Source organism: Collinsella acetigenes (assembly GCF_012844445.1).
Lineage (GTDB): Bacteria > Actinomycetota > Coriobacteriia > Coriobacteriales > Coriobacteriaceae > Collinsella > Collinsella acetigenes.
In genome coordinates, this window is record NZ_JABBCP010000001.1 from 12,823 (window position 1) to 28,581 (window position 15,759).

Below are 15,759 nucleotides of genomic sequence, written 5' to 3' on the forward strand. Positions count from 1 at the left end.
CCCGGAAGTTGCCGACAAGTTTCCCTCTTCTTTCCCGTTACTTTTCAACAATGATTATGACTTAAGGATGATCTTGTTCTTGAGCTGTGCGAGCTCCTCGCCAAAATTAGCATCCTCCCGAAGTTTTCCTTCCACGACGCTGATACTGTGGACAATGGTGGCGTGGTCTCGTCCAAACACCGCTCCGAGGGCGGCCTGGGATTTCACGTCGCACATGTCATTTACCAGGTAGATAGCAACATGACGGGCAAACGCGATTGTTTTTTGCCTCTTTCTGCCAATCATGTCCTCATGGCTGATGTTGTAATAGCCTTCCACGACAGACTGTACGGTTTTGGGCGCAATAACCTTTCTCGCTGTATCGAAGTACTCGTTTGCCACCGCATCGATATCCTCTGCGGACAGCTCTTTTCCAGCCTGTTCTTTTTCATAAGAGAGGCTGGCACAGCGTTCGCAGAAGCTTTCGAGCTCGCGGATGTTGTTGCCTGATACCTCCGCCATATGCTTGAGATGATCTTCGGTGAGGTGCCCTTCGTGCATCTGCAGGTTAGAGAAAATCGATGGTGCACCGGCTGCAGGAAGTTCGTGCGTATTGGAAGCCATCCGCTTGCAATAGTTTTGCAAGATGAGGTACTTCATTTCGAATCCAGGCTCAGAGATAAGGCAGAGCATGCCGGAGCTAAAGCGGCTCGTGAGGCGCTCATCCATGCCAAGGTCTTTTGGCGCGCGGTCTGAGGCGATGACGATTTTCTTGTTTTCGCGAATGTATTCGTCCATCAAGCTGAAGAAGTAGTCGATGCTCGCCTGCTTACCGATGATGTTTTGAATATCGTCGATGATCAAGACGTTGGCCTCGTGATATTCGCGAAGGATGCTGTGCCCGTCGTTTTTTTGCTTGGCGACTTCGTTAATGAAGTCATCGATATAGGTCTGGCTATTGGCATATTTAACCGTGATCTCGGGTTTGTCGACTGCCAAGAAGTTTTTGATTGCAAACAAAAGATGCGTTTTGCCCAAGCCCGATTTTCCGTAGATGAAAAGTGATGTGCACTCGCCCGGCACCTCCACGCTTGCTGTGAAACGTAGAGCGGATTGATACGCATGCCTGTTTTCCACACCTGGGACGAAGGTGTCGAAGGTGAACTTCGAGTTAATGCCCGCGGCGGGCTCGATTGTCTTTGCCTGCTGAGGTTTTTCGACAGGTGTGGTTTCACGTGAAGCAACCGGTGCCGTCTCCTGCTGTTTCATACTGCTCATCATGCGCTGAAACATCTCGGGCGTCATCGTGTTGTTGACCTTGACGCTTGTGGGCTCCGCGTCTCGGTTGGTCCGATGCGGCATAGGTATATCGGAAAACGCGCTCGCTTGCGCTGTGAAGCTGCGGTTTTCAACTGATTTTGAAGATGCGTTCGCCTCTTGGGCAGCGTCCGCCGCCGCCGGCGAATATGCTGCTTGGGCAGATGCCTGGGGCACCGGCGGCTGTACTTGCGCCGGCGCTGGCATCGCGGGGACCTCGACCCTGAGCGCCATCGGCGCAAAGGTAATCTCTTCCAGATAGCGCTCTATCGTCTCCTGCTGCTTGAGTAGGTAGGTTGATGCGAACCTGCTTGGAACCTGCAGGGTGAGAGACTCGTCGTCCAACGACACGGGGATGGATTGACCGAGCATGTTGATGAGTCGCGTGTCGAGCCCATCGCGCTGGCAAAACGAGATAATGTCGTCGAGGAGAATCTGGGCCTCGTTATCCATTGTTCACATCCTCTCGTGGCATCTGTTCTTCTATCCATGCTCGGCCCGTGTCGGTGAGCATGTACTTTTGACCGTGCTTGTGGATAAAGCCCGATCTTTGAAGGTTGGAGAGCTCTCGTGACCATGTGGCCGGAGACGATCCAAATACGTGTCCTAGGTCGGTGGGTCCGCAGGTGGCGTTGGACATCAGGAAAGATAAGGCCTGCTGACCGCGGGAACTGACAAAAAGTGCATTCGCCTGCGCTGCCGGCCCGCCCATTGTGGGCATTCCCATTGGGGGCGTTGCCTGCTGGTATGCCTGTTGGGGAACCGCTGGGTACCCTTGCTGGGGAAATCCCGGCATCGTGTATCCCTGTTGGGGAAATCCCTGCTGAGGGTGGGCGGCGGGGATGTATGCGCCTTGCATTCCGTAGGGTTGTTGATACGGAGACTGCATGCCCTGCTGGCCATATTGCATCTGATATTGCCATGCTCCCGGCTGCTGCGGCATCATCTGCTGCCATTGCTGCGGCGTGCCCGCGGTGGGCATCCCCGGCGCCCCCATTGCCCCTGTCGCTCCTGCGCCCGTGGGCATATCCATGGGGTGAGGTACCGCGCCCCTGATTGCCCCCGATGTATGGGACATCGAGATCTCGTTTACACGAGCCGGGTCGAGCGTGACCGTCACCACGGTTCCGCCATTGAGGTTGTCCTCGATAGAAACGATTCCCCCTGCATTTTCAAGATATTGTTGAACCAGGGGGAAGCCCGCTCCCGTGCCGCGGATATAACGCTTTTGGTCGCTATCGGCAGACGTGATGCCAAACTCGAACGCCAGTTCTTTATCCTCGATTCCCGGTCCCTGATCTGCAAAACGAATCGTGTTTCCCCCATCGAGAATCGAGATAATCGGTTCCATGAAATGGGCGTGGATGAAGTTTTCCACGATTTCACGGATAACCATCACCGAGATGGAGCCGCCCTGCTCTTTCATATTTTTATACACTGTGTTGGTGATTTCTTCGAGGTAGGGGCGTGTTGCCTGTGGGGAGACGACAATGACGCGCGGTGTTGAGAACATGTCGTCATAGATAGCGATGCGCGTGGCGTAGCTCACGCTTGTGGTCTCCTCCTGCTCGGAGGTGTGGTGTTGTTGCGCTTCACCGGTGAGATGGGCGTTATCGGGTGCCGGATCTCCCGAGTCCACAAAGGGGTAGAAATCGTCTGACATCGTTTTCTTTCTCAACAGTTTTCTCGTGCCTTCAAGGATAGCAGCAACGTCCGTAAGGTTTTTTCACTTTTCAACAACTTTTCCCAAATGGATGAAAAGTGAAAAAACGCAATGAAAAGTTATCAACGCTTTCAACGTGACCTGTTGAAAACTTGAGAAAAGGGCATGAAAAAGTGTGAAAACAATTGTTGAGTGTTTTAAAAGGTTCGAAAAACGTGAAGAAACCTATGGTGACTTGGGTTCTTTTAGATTCTTTTGATTGACATTGGCGCATCATATTCCCTACAATTTCAAAGCTCAGGTGTCTAAATCGTGAACTCACGAAATGCAGCAGGAGGATTTTTACCATGAAGCGTACTTACCAACCTAACAAGCGCAAGCGTGCTAAGACTCACGGCTTCCGTGCTCGTATGGCTACCAAGGGCGGCCGCGCCGTGCTCGCTCGCCGTCGTGCCAAGGGCCGCAAGCGTCTGACCGTCAGCGATAAATAAGCGCATGCTTCTCGCATGAGGACATTGAAGTCTCGAAAAGATTTCGAGCATGTGTTCACGCAGGGGAAGCGGTATAACCATCCCCTGATAAGAATGGTTATATGTGGTTCAAGCAACGAAGGCGATCCAGGTCGGGTCGCCTTCGTTGCTGCCAAAAGGCTGGGTTGCGCCGTTGTGCGCAATCGCTCTAAGCGCGTTTTGAGAGAAGCCGCACGTACGTGTCGCCTACCGAGAGATGGGTACGAGATCATTCTATTTGCAACCCCCAAGACCCGCACATCCTCTCCTGCAGAGATGACGGCGGCTCTTGAGTCCTTATGTGTTCGGGCTGGTTTGGATGGATAGTGCGCGTCGGTCGCCTCTTCAGCGTGCGGCCATAGCGCTCATTCGGTGCTATCAGCGTTATATTTCACCCCTCCTACCCGATTCATGTATATACTTCCCCACATGTTCGCAATATGCTGTCGAAGCTGTGGGCAAGTATGGTGTTCTTAAAGGCTGCTGGCTTGGATTGCGCCGCATTCTTCGGTGTAATCCCTTGCATGACGGCGGCTATGATCCCGTGCCGTGAGGCATGATTCGTATCGGAGGATTATTACATGTGGGATTGGATCGTTAACGTCCTTTTTCAGATTCTTGCGTTGATTCAGCAGTTTGCTGTCGACTGGGGTCTGTCCATCATCATCTTGGTTGTCATCATTCGTTTGCTCTTGACGCCGCTGATGATCAAGTCGAGCAAGTCTACCGCTCGCATGCAGGTGCTTACTCCTAAGATTCAGGAGATTCAGGAGCGCTACGCCGACGACCCTCAGCGTCAGTCGCAGGAGATGCAGAAGTTTTACGCCGAGAATAAGTTCAGCCCCTTTGGCGGCTGCTTGCCCTTGCTGATTCAGATGCCCATCTTGTGCGCCCTGTTTACGCTTCTCCAGCATCTTGGTGATTACTTTGATGGAGAGACCTTCTCCTTCTATGGCATCCTTCCCAACCTTCAGACCTCTGTTGCCGCTACCTTGCCTCAGGGTTTTGGCGTTGCCGCGCCGTATGTTGTCGCGCTGCTGCTTTTTGCCGTTCTGACGCTTGTTCCGCAGCTCTATATGTCTCGCAACCAGACGGGCGCTCAGGCTCAGACCATGAAGACCACGGCCATCATCATGTCTTTCTTCATGCTCTTCATTGGCTGGAGCCTTCCTGCCGGTGTTCTTCTGTACTACGATGTATCCTCCGCTTGGCAGGTTGTTCAGCAGATCTTCGTTACCCAGAAGGTTATCGATAAGGCAAAGGCCGAGGAAGAGGAGCGTATGGCCAATGCTCCCATCGAGGTCAACGTTGTTCGCCGTGAGCACAAGCAGCGCCCGCACAAGAAGAAGTAATTATTAGGTACCTAATAATTGGAGTGTTTCATGTCTGATATCAACGAGGAAACGTCTACTGAGTATTCAGGTGACTATCCGGAAATCGCCGCAGCATATAAAGCAGGCGAAGAGCTCACTGATGAGCAGCTCGACACCATCGCTGATGTTGCTATCTCTATTCTTCGTTCTATCCTTGGCTATTTTGACGCTTCCGATTCCCCCATCGATGAGTATGAGGGTGATGAAGGAGAGCTCATTCTCGATGTGACCGCCCCCGATCTTGCGGTTCTTATCGGTCGTCATGGTCGTACCCTTGAGTCCCTTCAGACCATGTTCTCGCTTCTGGTGAGTCGTCGTCTTGGGTTCCGTTATCCGGTTTCTGTTGACGTCGAAGGATATAAGAGCCGTCGTCATGACAAGGTTATTTCCATGGCTCACTCCGCTGCCGCACGCGCGGTGCGTCAGCATTCCACTGTTAGCCTTCCGCCTATGAGTGCTTATGAGCGTCGTCTTGTTCATATCGCTCTTCGTGAGAACAAGAAGGTCGATACTCATTCCGAAGGTTCGGACCCCGAGCGTCGTGTTGTTATTACCGTGGTATAAGTATTTATTCATATGCTTGAAAGAGGGTCAGTAATGACCCTCTTTTTTTGACTGAAATTCTTGTTACACTGATTTCAGTCAAAATTGATTAAGGAGTAGCTATGTCTGGTCGCCCTATCGTTCTGCAAAAGCTTGAGTATACGGACCAGGAGATCAAGGTTCTGACGGAAAAGCTCCTTGATGTCTGTTCGAGCTTTAATATCACTCTTACTTCTCGACAAGCTCAAGATTGCCTTATGCATCTTCTCTATGTTGAGCAGGTCAATTCCTACATTAATCTGACGCGTATTACCGATCTTGATGAAGCGATTATTCTTCATCTTCTTGATTCTCTTGTCCTTGCTCGATATTTTGATTCCTCCGATCTTAGCTATCTTGATATGGGCACTGGCGCTGGTTTCCCGGGTATTCCATTGGCTATTGCTACCGGGGCCACGGGGACGCTTATTGACTCTGTTGGAAAGAAAGTAAACGCTGTTAACGCTATTATCCAGAAGCTTCAACTTGATCGTGCAACTGCTGTTCACACTCGCATCGAGGAATATGCGATTCAAAATAAAGTATGCTTTGATATCGTTGTTGCAAGAGCTCTTGCAAGCATGCCGATCCTCATTGAATATGCAACCCCATTTCTACGTAAACGGGGACGTCTCATTATTTCAAAAGGCAATCCAGAAGCTAATGAGTTGGTTTCTGCTCAGCAGGCTGCTTCCATCTGTGGTCTTACATTAGTTCGAACCGATACATTTGACCTTCCATTTGATTTAGGTCATCGAGAAATATTCTTGTTTGAACGTGTTTCCAAACCCTCCATTTCCTTACCTCGTCAAAATGGAATGGCTCGCAAGAATCCTCTTGCATAATGTTTCACGTGAAACAATCAAACGAGATTGTATTTCATTAGTTGATTTAGTTTAAGTTTGCTAAATCTTGTAAAGCGCTTGGATCTATATCCGAGCGCTTATTTTTATACAGATAAAAGGATTAGTCGATCAATTCAGTGATAGAGCCCGAACGTAAGCACTTTGTATAAAATTGAAATGCCTTTTGTATTCTCGACTTGAGAATAGTACTGCCATAGTTCTGTGCTTGTGGTTTAGGTAGTGCGGCTTGTGGATATCCTCTTGCATGTTTGTTTCACGTGAAACATAATGGGCTATAGAAATTGAATTGTTTCACGTGAAACAATACGATCACTCAAAATGAAGTTCAATTAAACAAGGAGGGTGACGTGGGCTTTAGAGACGTAAAACGGTCTAAAAGCGCAAAAGACACGCGTGTAATTGCGATCATCAATCAAAAGGGCGGCGTAGGTAAATCCACTACGGCAGTAAATCTGGCGGCAGCGCTCGGTGAGCAAAATAAAAAGGTGCTCATTGTGGATTTTGATCCGCAGGGAAATACAACAAGTGGTTTTGGAATCGATAAAGAGCAGCTTGAGGCGTGTGTTTACGATTCACTTCTTCATGATGTTCCCGCAGAGGAGATTATTCAGTCCACCGAATGTAAGCGAGTGTTTGTAATTCCTGCAACTATCCAGCTTGCAGGTGCAGAAATTGAACTCGTTTCTGCAATGGCGCGAGAAACACGCCTTAAGGATCTTCTAGAACCGATTGTTGATGAGTTTGATTTCATCTTTATCGATTGCCCTCCGTCACTTGGACTTCTAACGATTAATGCATTGACAGCGGCTGACAGCGTGTTAATTCCAATTCAGTGTGAGTACTACGCGCTCGAGGGAGTTACAAAGCTTCTGGAGTCGATGCGCATGGTTAAAACGCGTATCAATAAAGAGCTTGAAACCTACGGCGTTCTTTTGACGATGTACGATTCTCGTACTTCGCTTTCAAATCAGGTTGTTGATGAAGTTAAGGGATTCTTTGGCGATAAGGCGTTTAAAACCTGCATTCCGCGATCTGTAAAAGTATCCGAGGCTCCCTCTTTTGGAATGCCTGTGATTACTTACGCACCAAACAATAAGGGTTCCAAAGCATACATGGATCTTGCCAAAGAGGTGATTCGTCGTGCCTAGTCCTAAGAAGAAGCAGGCGCTTGGTCGTGGTTTGAATGCTTTGATGAGTGAAGCTCAAACTGAAACTGGGAATGTAACTTCTGATACGCTTGTAGATATCACTAAGATTCAACCCAACCCCAATCAGCCTCGCACGCATTTTAATGAGACTCTTTTGCAGGAACTCAGCGAGTCGATTCGTGAGAATGGTGTATTGCAGCCGTTGCTGGTTCGCAAAAAAGGACAGAAATACGAAATCATTGCCGGAGAACGTAGGTACCAAGCATCGAAGTTGGCCGGAATCGAAAAACTACCTGTGATTATCAAAGACGTTGATGATCAAAAGATGCTCGAGCTTGCTTTGATTGAAAATCTGCAGCGTTCCGATTTGAATCCCATCGAAGAGGCTAAGGGGTATAAGCAGCTTCTAAAGGAAAGCGGAATGACTCAAGAAGCTCTTTCTAAAGCAGTTTCGAAGTCTCGTTCTGCAATCACCAATTCGCTTCGCCTTCTCGACCTTCCTGATGAAGTACAGCAATTTCTCTTTGATGGAAAGATGACAGCTGGTCATGCGCGAGCAATCCTTGCAGTTCCCTTTGAGGATGCTAGGATTCGTCTTGCTCAGAAGGTTGTAAATGAGGGATTGTCTGTTCGTGCGACTGAAAACCTTGCACCGTTGTTTTCTGTCGGAGAAGAGCCAAAGAAGTCTAAGGCTGTGACACCGCAGTCGTACAAGAAGGCAGCACGCGCTTTGCGTCAAGTTTTTAATACGAACGTTAAAGTGAAGTCGTCGCGTGGAAAGAACAAGATTGAAATTGAGTTTAAAGACGAGGAGGAACTCTCGCAGATTCTGTCCGTTGTTATGAATAGTGCGGAGGAATAATGAAAAAGTTAATTGGATATCTTGGCCTTGGTGCAATTGTTGTTGCTGGATCGCTCTTTGGCTATAAGATTGCGACTGATAGCGAGTTTCGCGGACGATTGACGCGCGGAGCGCAAGATATGTATAAGGAATCAAAAAGGAAGGTTGATAGTGTTACGGAAGATGTAGCATTAAAGACGGCGCAAATGACCAAAAATCCAAAGGTAAATCAGGATTGGGTTTCTAACCAATGGGATATGATTGGTTATTAAGGTACCTTACTATATACAAACTCGTTTATTAAGTTGAGTGAATAAAAAAGGATGGGGCATCAGCTCCATCCTTTTTTGCAATCAATCCCGTATAGATGGCAGATTGCGCAAAGAAAAATGCCGCCGCTCAATCGTGAGCGGCGGCATTACATGTTTCATGTGAAACGATGTTTAAGATTCGTTGCTTTTGAAGCGACGCTGCTTAAGCTGACCACACGCGGCATCGATGTCTCCCCCACGTGAATTGCGAATCGTGGTTTCAACACCGTGCTTGGATAGACGACGTTGGAGCTCTTCGACCTTTGAGATGGGAGAAGGCTTGAGCGGGCTGTTCTCGACGTTGTTAAGTTGGATAAGGTTGACGTGACACAGTGTCCCCTCGCAGAACTCAACAAGAGCATTCATCTCAGGATTGTTGTCATTGATACCGTCAATCATGGCGTATTCATACGTGGGCCTACGGCCAGTCTTTTCGACATAGAGCTGGATTGCCTCGTGAAGACGCGGCAGAGTGAACTTTTTAACACCGGGCATCAACTGGTTGCGCGTAGATTGAATGGCAGAGTGCAGGGAAATGGCGAGGGTGAATTGCTCGGGAAGGTCTGCAAAGCGACGGATTCCAGGAATAATACCGCTGGTAGAAACGGTAAGATGGCGCGCCCCGATAGCGAAACCCTCGGGGTCGTTAAGGGTGCGAAGCGCTTCGAGAACGTTATCAAAATTATTGAAGGGTTCTCCCTGCCCCATAAAGACGACGCTGGTCACGCGCTCGCCAAAGTCCTGAGAAACGTGAAGAACCTGGTCGATAATCTCGCGGGCTGTAAGGGAGCGAGTGAGGCCTGAGAGTCCAGTTGCGCAAAAGGCGCAACCCATTCCGCATCCAGCTTGGGTTGAGACACAGACCGAGAGTTTATTACGCGTTGGCATACCGACAGTCTCAACAGAGACACCGTCGGAGAATTTAAGAAGATACTTACGCGATCCGTCACGGGAAACCTGCTTAACGATTTCCTTGGGAGTGTTGAAGCAATACTCTTCCTCGAGCGCAGCACGGAGGGTTTTGGGAAGATTCGTCATTTCTTCAAACGAACATACGTTCTTAACAGAAATCCACTCATGCAGCTGCTTAGTGCGAAATGCGGGCTGACCGCATGACGAGACAACCTCGGCGAGTTCGGCATAGGTAAGATCACGAATATCCCGTTTACGGACAATCTGCTCCATGATGCCCCTTTCAATACGCTACAAAACAAAGTTATCTCTACAATAAAGTATCTCTGCGAAATAAAAGGAGCAGGGAGGCGCGAGATACGTAAAAGTACATCGTGTATGAGGTCTTTTTTGCTGTTGAGTGGGGGAACGATGCAAACCCAGGCTATCGATAAGAATCTTCGCATTGCAGTTCTTGCGGGGGGAAGCTCATCGGAGCGAGAGGTTTCGCTCAAATCGGGTGAAAATGCAAGAGATGCCCTGCGGGCAGCTGGGTTTAAAAAGGTTGATCTGCTCGATCCGGCAGACAAAATGTTTATAGACAGCATTCGCACCTACGACCTGGCGTTTCTTGCCATGCATGGAGCTGGTGGCGAAGATGGGGAGATCCAGCACGTTCTTGACTATCTGGGTATCCCCTACACGGCGTCAGATGCGTTTTCGAGCGCATGCGGCGCGGACAAGGACGTCTCAAAACTCATCTATGCCAATGCGGGCATTCCTATCGCAAAGGGCGTTACCTTGAAGAAAGATGATCCTATAACCGTTGAGGATATCGTTGCGGTTGTGGGGGAAGAGAGTTTTGTGAAGCCGGCGGTAAATGGATCGAGCTACGGCATCTCTCTTGTTAAAAATCCTTCGGAACTTCCTTGTGCCATTGAGAAGGCGTTTAAATACAGCGACAAAGTCCTTATCGAACAGCGCCTCGTGGGCACCGAGATTACCGTTGGAGTATTTGGGGACAGCGAGACGCTTAAGCCCCTTCCGGTTGTTGAGATTTGTTGCCCCGAGCAGAGTGATTTTTACGATTTGGCTGTGAAGTATGTCGACCCCACCGATATTCATCGCATTCCTGCCAGGATTAGCAAAGAAGATTACGAACAGGCGCAAGATCTAGCCTGTCGCGCCCATGAGGCTTTGGGTTGTTTTGGCATTTCGCGCAGTGACTTTATCGTGACGTCTTCAGGACCTGTTATTCTCGAAACCAATACTATTCCCGGCATGACCGATGCCTCGTTGTTCCCAGACGAGCTGCGTCATGCTAACATCGAGTTTTCCGATGCTTGTGCGAGCTTGGTTGAGATGGCTCTTGCGCGAGTGGGAAGGCGATAAGGAGAAATACAGCCCTTATGCTCATGAAAGACGCGGTTTTACCTGGTACTCCCGATTATGTGATCGAAGCATACGAGACGCTCGCCGATCGCGCGAAAACGCGTTCTTTTGGACTAATAGAAGATGATGTGATTGTTCTCGATACCGAGACGACCGGACTTTCGCTGCAGGACAATAAGCTGATTGAGATATCTGCAGCCCGCATGCACGGTCGCGAGGTGGTAGAGAGATTCGATACTTTTGTTCATCCGGGCTGCCCCATACCGGCGGAAATCACGCGATTGACGAGCATCACCGATGCCGATGTTGCCATCGCGCCGAGTGCCGAAGAGGCAGTAGCGGCGCTGGAAGAGTTTGTTGGGGGATGCCCTGTCATCGCTCATAACGCGACATTCGATAGGTCCTTTATCGAATCGGTAAAGGGTGGAGTGCGCGTAAGTGATATCTGGATTGACTCTCTCGCGCTTTCTCGTATCGCATTGCCGCGCCTTGCTTCCCACAAGTTATCGTTTATGGCCGATCTGTTTGGTTGCGATGCGGTATCTCATCGTGCGGATGCGGATGTCGAGGCGCTGTGCGGTGTCTGGCGCATTCTTCTTACGGCGTTGGCCGACTTGCCTGCGGGTCTTTTATCTCATCTCGCCGACATGCATCCAGATGTCAGCTGGTCGTATCGTCCGATTTTTTCCTATCTCGCGGCGGAAAATCCGGGTGCCGCTTTCTCCTTGGTGGCGGAGAGACAGCGTGTTGTTCATGCCGACCTCTCTCCCGAATGCGTCGATGCTGATGATGTGCCAAACATCGAGATGCCCTCGCGTGAAGAGATTGAGGCGGAGTTTCTTCCCGGCGGTAAAGTCGCATCGATGTACGAGGGGTTTGAAGCTCGCGCCGAGCAAGTTGAGATGGCGCAGGAGGTGCGCGATGCCTTTGCATTGCGCGGACATCGCGTTATTGAGGCCGGAACAGGCGTCGGCAAATCGATTGCATACCTTTTGCCTGCGGCGGAGGCGGCAAAACGCAACCACATTACCGTTGGCATCGCCACAAAATCGAACAATCTAGCCGATCAGCTCATGTTCCACGAGCTTCCCAGGCTAGCCGCTCAATATAATGGCGACCTTTCCTTTACCGCGCTCAAGGGTTACGACCACTACCCCTGTTTACGCAAGCTTGAACGTCTGAGTCGCTCATCGAGCGAAATCAAAACGGATAAAGATCCGGCGGATACCCTCACGGCAATTGCGGTTATTTATGCCTTTGCTTGTCAATCTCCCGATGGGGACCTTGATGGATTGGGCATACGCTGGCGCAGTGTGAACCGCGCCGACCTCACAACTGCATCGCGTGAGTGTGCACGACGCCTCTGTCCGTTCTTTCCAGACGGTTGTTTGGTTCATGGTGCGCGCCGCCGTGCGGCCCGTGCCGATATCGTGGTCACAAACCATTCTCTTCTTTTTAGAAATGTCGCGGCGGACGGAAAGATTTTGCCTCCCATTCGTCACTGGATTGTTGACGAGGCCCATTCGGTGGAGCGTGAAGCGCGTAGGCAGTGGGCTCAGACCGTTTCTGCAGATGAATCCCGCACAGTCTTTGAGCATTTGGGTGGCGAGCGCATGGGCGCCCTTGGGCAGCTGACGCATCAGCTTGCCGGGTCGGATGCGGCGACGCTCTATATGGGTCTTACGGCAAAAGCGGTGATGAGCACGCGCCGCGCTTCGCTTGCCATGGTTAATTTATTTGATGCCGTCCGTGACCTTTCGCGTACTCAGCGCGGGGGTTCCTACGATATGGTCAACCTTTGGATCGGTCCCGATTTAAGGGAAAGCGCGGGCTGGGACGAATTCCTCGCCCCGGCAAATACGGCGCTTTCTGCTCTCGATGAGGCAGCAAAGAATTTAGCCTCACTGGTGGAGGCCGTGGCTGCAGATAAGCCAGACCTTGTTGTTGAGGCTGCCGACGGCGCACGCCGTCTTAAAGAGATGAAGGAAACCCTTGCCCTTATCGTTGAGGGTACCGACGAGCGCTATGTGTTCTCGCTGCGGGTGAATCGTCGCCTCAAGGCGGGTGGAGAGGCACTTTCTGCCGAACTCCTTGACATCGGGGAAGCGCTGGCAGAGCGTTGGCTTCCGGAGATGCAGTCGGTTGTGTTTACTTCTGCAACTATTTCGATTGCGGGCAATTTTTCTCACTTTACAAAGTCTGTTGGCCTCAATCGTCTTCCCTCGGGGCTAACCAAGACCGTGCATTTGGATTCAAGCTATAACTTTGATGAGAACATGACGGTTGTGGTGGCGGGTGATGTTCCCGACCCGCGAAGCCGCGATGCGTATCTTGATACCATGGAAAAGTTGCTCGTTGATGTGCATCTTGCCATGGGCGGATCGGCACTGACGCTATTTACCAATAGGCGAGACATGGAAGACCTCTATGCTCGCGTGGAACCCAAGCTCGCGGCAGAAGGCCTGGAGCTCGTGTGCCAACAGCGCAATTCTTCGCCGCGCTATCTTCGCGACCATTTTATTGCAGAGAAATCGTCGTCCCTTTTTGCCTTAAAAGCATTTTGGGAGGGTTTCGATGCCTCGGGCGATACGTTGCGTTGTGTGGTGATTCCCAAGCTCCCCTTTGCGAGCCCTACCGATCCGTTGGCTCAAGAGCGAGATCTTCGCGAAGAGCGGGCCTGGGCGCAGTATGCATTGCCCGATGCGGTGCTTGAGGTCAAGCAGGCGGCGGGTCGTCTTATCCGTACATCTTCGGACGTGGGAGTCCTCGTGCTTGCTGATTCTCGTCTGGTGACAAAGGGATACGGAAAGAAGTTTTTGCAATCGCTTCCAACTTCTGGATATCAAAAAATCGAGTCCAATCAGGTTGGACGCTATCTTGAGTTGTGGCGGCGCGCGAGGTCGAAGTAATCTTACGATTCGGGGAGGACCAAGCGCTCTGCATAGGATATGAATTCCGCGCGCAGCTCTTGGGGCTCCAAAATCAAAAGGTTGCCCGCTGCAGCAAGAACCTGGTCAAACAACCAAGATTTAGAGGACAGACATATTTCGAGTACGACCGTCTCGTCACCTTGGTCCTCGGTGCGTATGATGCCGGACCAGGTAATGAGGGGCAGGTAGGACTTGTTGCATCGCACCAGCGCTCGGACACCTGATTTTTCGAGACTTTCCTGTATATCGGTCCGATCAAACGGGTGGTGTATCGCCGATTCCTCCGTCACCTCGAGAGAGGAGATGCGGTCCAGGCGGTACTTACGCTGTGCGTCCTGTTCGACATCCCAAGCATCGAGGTAGGTTGCCGATTCCTCGCTCACCAGACGGTAGGGATCGATGGTGCGAACGCGTGGTTCCTTTTCATCGATAGAGCGATACCCCATAAGGAGTCGCACACCATCCTCGATCGCCTCGAGTAGTTTTTGATAGAACGAACCGTAGCGCGCTGGTTCTGCTAGGGAAATCATCTGGGTTTGGAGTTGCGACGGGTCATCGAGTGCCGCCTGGATGCGAAGACGGGTGCTTTGATCGATATTCAGCGAGGCAAGAACATATCTCAATACGGCGGCGTCATTAATGGAGAGCCTCAGCGGCACGAGGCGAGCGGCATCTCCGCCGAGGGATATCGTTTTTTCGTCCATATCGATAATGGCCCTCACGCCGGTTGAGCGGTCCGAGAGACTCGAGACGATTTCGACGATTCGATCGAGGTCGGAGGCTTGGACCCCTAGTGCAGAACAGGCACGGGCGATGGATACCGATTGGTTTGGCGCAGCGGTGAGCAGTTGAAGGAGTCTGATGCCGCCGGCGACGATTTGATCGGCTTTAAGTTTAGATTCGGCCATGGGCCTCCACCGCCTTGTTGATTGCTGAGTTCCAAAGGGAAACGAGGGACGCCGGGGAACAGGGACGCATGCCAAGGGAGGCGTGTTGGAGGGCCATGGCTACGGCGGCGTCTGGGTTTTTCACTGCGATGTTCCAGTGCAAGGATTCATCCGGCTGTATTTCAAGCGTTCCCCTTCCATGTGTGAGCACCTCGATTTCTCCAGCTACGGAGTGTGCGGGAAAAGCGAAGGTCGCTTGAATTTCCTCCTCATCGCCTAAATCGAAGGGGAGGAACTGAAAAGCGCCAAGAGAGAAGTCGTGGGGGATGATATAGGATCCACGGGGCTTGTTCATGCGTGTGACGCGGTCGGTGCGAAAGGTTCGAACCTTGCCGGAAAGGTTGTCGAGACCGACGAAATAGCACTGATTTGCCTGGTTAACAATGCCGTAGATCGATACCGTTCTCTTGGATTCTTTCCCCTTTGCATCTCGATAGCAGAAGGGAAGGGACTTTCGTGAACAATAGGCTGCCCACACGGTATCGAGCACATTTTGAATCTGCTCGGTTACCTGCTCGACATCATCGACGCTCTCGATCTGCTCGGCATCGGTATCGATTGCCGCCGCGACTGCTCGGATGCGCAGCAATGCGGAGCGGAAGGATATCTTTGTGCGCGCCAGATACTCATCGACGGCATGTACGAGCATATCGGCGTCGTCTTGTGTGACGACGGCTGTGTCTATATGAGTGCGTTCGCGGTCGATCGCCCAGCGGCTCTCTTCGGTTTCGCTGGCTCCACTCTCTTTAACTTCGCGGATGTGGACACCGTACTCTTCGAGTTTTTTGCGATCGCGTTGGAATTTTTTCTTTTCGCTCTCGATGCCCGCCATTCCATACCCAAGATCGCTATCGGTGATGATCTCAGTGGTTGTGAGGGGTCTCGAGGTGCAATTTAGGATAAAGAGTAGGTTGAGAATGCGCCGAGCGGATTCATTGCGCTCATTAAATCCATCCATCGAGTGAATTATTGTTTCAGCCATAAGATGCGCAACCCCTTCTGCAGCGGAC

At 51.0% G+C, this 15,759-nt stretch carries 16 protein-coding genes; 11 read left to right on the top strand and 5 right to left on the bottom strand.

What is annotated here, in order from left to right; all coding sequences use genetic code 11:
* Positions 1-54 precede the first annotated feature (54 nt).
* Together HF320_RS00060 and HF320_RS00065 are read right to left on the bottom strand one after the other, a co-directional pair.
* Complete coding sequence (locus tag HF320_RS00060) at positions 55-1,749, bottom strand: DnaA ATPase domain-containing protein (RefSeq protein ID WP_169276545.1); 1,695 nt, start codon at positions 1,747-1,749, stop codon at positions 55-57.
* Positions 1,742-2,959, bottom strand: coding sequence for an ATP-binding protein (locus HF320_RS00065; RefSeq protein WP_169276546.1), 1,218 nt, complete (start codon positions 2,957-2,959; stop codon positions 1,742-1,744). The genes HF320_RS00060 and HF320_RS00065 overlap by 8 nt, the downstream gene beginning before the upstream one ends.
* Positions 2,960-3,306: 347 nt before the next feature.
* Between HF320_RS00065 and rpmH the strand changes: the two genes are divergently transcribed.
* The 9 genes from rpmH to HF320_RS00110 all read left to right on the top strand — a co-directional run bounded on the left by rpmH (position 3,307) and on the right by HF320_RS00110 (position 8,550).
* On the top strand, positions 3,307-3,450 hold the full coding sequence (rpmH, locus tag HF320_RS00070) for a 50S ribosomal protein L34 (protein ID WP_022387171.1): 144 nt from the start codon (positions 3,307-3,309) through the stop codon (positions 3,448-3,450).
* 15 nt (positions 3,451-3,465) lie between these two features.
* Entirely contained in the window at positions 3,466-3,795 is a 330-nt protein-coding gene (gene rnpA / locus HF320_RS00075) for a ribonuclease P protein component (protein ID WP_075844205.1), read from the top strand.
* Positions 3,788-4,021 (top strand): membrane protein insertion efficiency factor YidD, encoded by a 234-nt coding sequence (yidD, locus tag HF320_RS00080; protein ID WP_075844206.1) that lies wholly within the window; start codon positions 3,788-3,790, stop codon positions 4,019-4,021. The genes rnpA and yidD overlap by 8 nt, the downstream gene beginning before the upstream one ends.
* Positions 4,022-4,049: 28 nt before the next feature.
* Positions 4,050-4,820: a YidC/Oxa1 family membrane protein insertase gene (locus HF320_RS00085; protein WP_169276547.1), complete on the top strand. Its 771-nt coding sequence runs from the start codon at positions 4,050-4,052 to the stop codon at positions 4,818-4,820.
* 30 nt (positions 4,821-4,850) lie between these two features.
* Positions 4,851-5,405: a Jag family protein gene (locus HF320_RS00090; protein ID WP_169276548.1), complete on the top strand. Its 555-nt coding sequence runs from the start codon at positions 4,851-4,853 to the stop codon at positions 5,403-5,405.
* Between the two features lie 101 nt (positions 5,406-5,506).
* Positions 5,507-6,268, top strand: a complete 762-nt coding sequence (gene rsmG / locus HF320_RS00095) for a 16S rRNA (guanine(527)-N(7))-methyltransferase RsmG (RefSeq protein WP_169276549.1) — start codon at positions 5,507-5,509, stop codon at positions 6,266-6,268.
* A gap of 368 nt (positions 6,269-6,636) precedes the next feature.
* Positions 6,637-7,437: a ParA family protein gene (locus HF320_RS00100; protein WP_022387175.1), complete on the top strand. Its 801-nt coding sequence runs from the start codon at positions 6,637-6,639 to the stop codon at positions 7,435-7,437.
* Positions 7,438-7,480: 43 nt separating this feature from the next.
* On the top strand, positions 7,481-8,299 hold the full coding sequence (locus HF320_RS00105; RefSeq protein WP_169276970.1) for a ParB/RepB/Spo0J family partition protein: 819 nt from the start codon (positions 7,481-7,483) through the stop codon (positions 8,297-8,299).
* A complete protein-coding gene (locus HF320_RS00110) occupies positions 8,299-8,550 on the top strand; it encodes a hypothetical protein (protein ID WP_169276550.1) in 252 nt (83 codons plus the stop codon). The genes HF320_RS00105 and HF320_RS00110 overlap by 1 nt, the downstream gene beginning before the upstream one ends.
* A gap of 171 nt (positions 8,551-8,721) precedes the next feature.
* Here HF320_RS00110 and rlmN read toward each other — a convergent pair whose 3' ends face one another.
* Entirely contained in the window at positions 8,722-9,774 is a 1,053-nt protein-coding gene (gene rlmN, locus HF320_RS00115) for a dual-specificity RNA methyltransferase RlmN (RefSeq protein ID WP_169276551.1), read from the bottom strand.
* Between the two features lie 138 nt (positions 9,775-9,912).
* On the opposite strand from rlmN, the gene HF320_RS00120 reads away from it, so the two are divergent.
* Both HF320_RS00120 and HF320_RS00125 read left to right on the top strand, forming a co-directional pair.
* Positions 9,913-10,872: a D-alanine--D-alanine ligase family protein gene (locus HF320_RS00120; RefSeq protein WP_169276552.1), complete on the top strand. Its 960-nt coding sequence runs from the start codon at positions 9,913-9,915 to the stop codon at positions 10,870-10,872.
* A 17-nt stretch (positions 10,873-10,889) separates the two neighbouring features.
* A complete protein-coding gene (locus HF320_RS00125; protein ID WP_169276553.1) occupies positions 10,890-13,781 on the top strand; it encodes a helicase C-terminal domain-containing protein in 2,892 nt (963 codons plus the stop codon).
* A gap of 2 nt (positions 13,782-13,783) precedes the next feature.
* Here the strand turns inward: HF320_RS00125 and HF320_RS00130 are convergent, their stop codons facing one another.
* A complete protein-coding gene (locus tag HF320_RS00130; RefSeq protein ID WP_169276554.1) occupies positions 13,784-14,710 on the bottom strand; it encodes a WYL domain-containing protein in 927 nt (308 codons plus the stop codon).
* Positions 14,697-15,731 carry a helix-turn-helix transcriptional regulator gene (locus HF320_RS00135; protein WP_169276555.1) on the bottom strand — a complete coding sequence of 345 codons (1,035 nt, stop codon included), beginning with the start codon at positions 15,729-15,731 and terminating at the stop codon, positions 14,697-14,699. The genes HF320_RS00130 and HF320_RS00135 overlap by 14 nt, the downstream gene beginning before the upstream one ends.
* Positions 15,732-15,759: the final 28 nt, after the last annotated feature.

What these genes read in the sequence shown, in the direction of transcription:
- HF320_RS00090 (WP_169276548.1), top strand. Translation starts at nt 4,851, where the DNA reads ATGTCTGATATCAACGAGGAAACGTCTACTGAGTATTCAGGTGACTAT.
- rnpA (WP_075844205.1), top strand. Translation starts at nt 3,466, where the DNA reads ATGAGGACATTGAAGTCTCGAAAAGATTTCGAGCATGTGTTCACGCAG.
- HF320_RS00060 (WP_169276545.1), bottom strand. Translation starts at nt 1,749, where the DNA reads ATGGATAACGAGGCCCAGATTCTCCTCGACGACATTATCTCGTTTTGC.
- rpmH (WP_022387171.1), top strand. Translation starts at nt 3,307, where the DNA reads ATGAAGCGTACTTACCAACCTAACAAGCGCAAGCGTGCTAAGACTCAC.
- HF320_RS00125 (WP_169276553.1), top strand. Translation starts at nt 10,890, where the DNA reads ATGCTCATGAAAGACGCGGTTTTACCTGGTACTCCCGATTATGTGATC.
- rsmG (WP_169276549.1), top strand. Translation starts at nt 5,507, where the DNA reads ATGTCTGGTCGCCCTATCGTTCTGCAAAAGCTTGAGTATACGGACCAG.
- yidD (WP_075844206.1), top strand. Translation starts at nt 3,788, where the DNA reads ATGGATAGTGCGCGTCGGTCGCCTCTTCAGCGTGCGGCCATAGCGCTC.
- HF320_RS00135 (WP_169276555.1), bottom strand. Translation starts at nt 15,731, where the DNA reads ATGGCTGAAACAATAATTCACTCGATGGATGGATTTAATGAGCGCAAT.
- rlmN (WP_169276551.1), bottom strand. Translation starts at nt 9,774, where the DNA reads ATGGAGCAGATTGTCCGTAAACGGGATATTCGTGATCTTACCTATGCC.
- HF320_RS00120 (WP_169276552.1), top strand. Translation starts at nt 9,913, where the DNA reads ATGCAAACCCAGGCTATCGATAAGAATCTTCGCATTGCAGTTCTTGCG.
- HF320_RS00085 (WP_169276547.1), top strand. Translation starts at nt 4,050, where the DNA reads ATGTGGGATTGGATCGTTAACGTCCTTTTTCAGATTCTTGCGTTGATT.
- HF320_RS00065 (WP_169276546.1), bottom strand. Translation starts at nt 2,959, where the DNA reads ATGTCAGACGATTTCTACCCCTTTGTGGACTCGGGAGATCCGGCACCC.
- HF320_RS00130 (WP_169276554.1), bottom strand. Translation starts at nt 14,710, where the DNA reads ATGGCCGAATCTAAACTTAAAGCCGATCAAATCGTCGCCGGCGGCATC.
- HF320_RS00110 (WP_169276550.1), top strand. Translation starts at nt 8,299, where the DNA reads ATGAAAAAGTTAATTGGATATCTTGGCCTTGGTGCAATTGTTGTTGCT.
- HF320_RS00105 (WP_169276970.1), top strand. Translation starts at nt 7,481, where the DNA reads ATGAGTGAAGCTCAAACTGAAACTGGGAATGTAACTTCTGATACGCTT.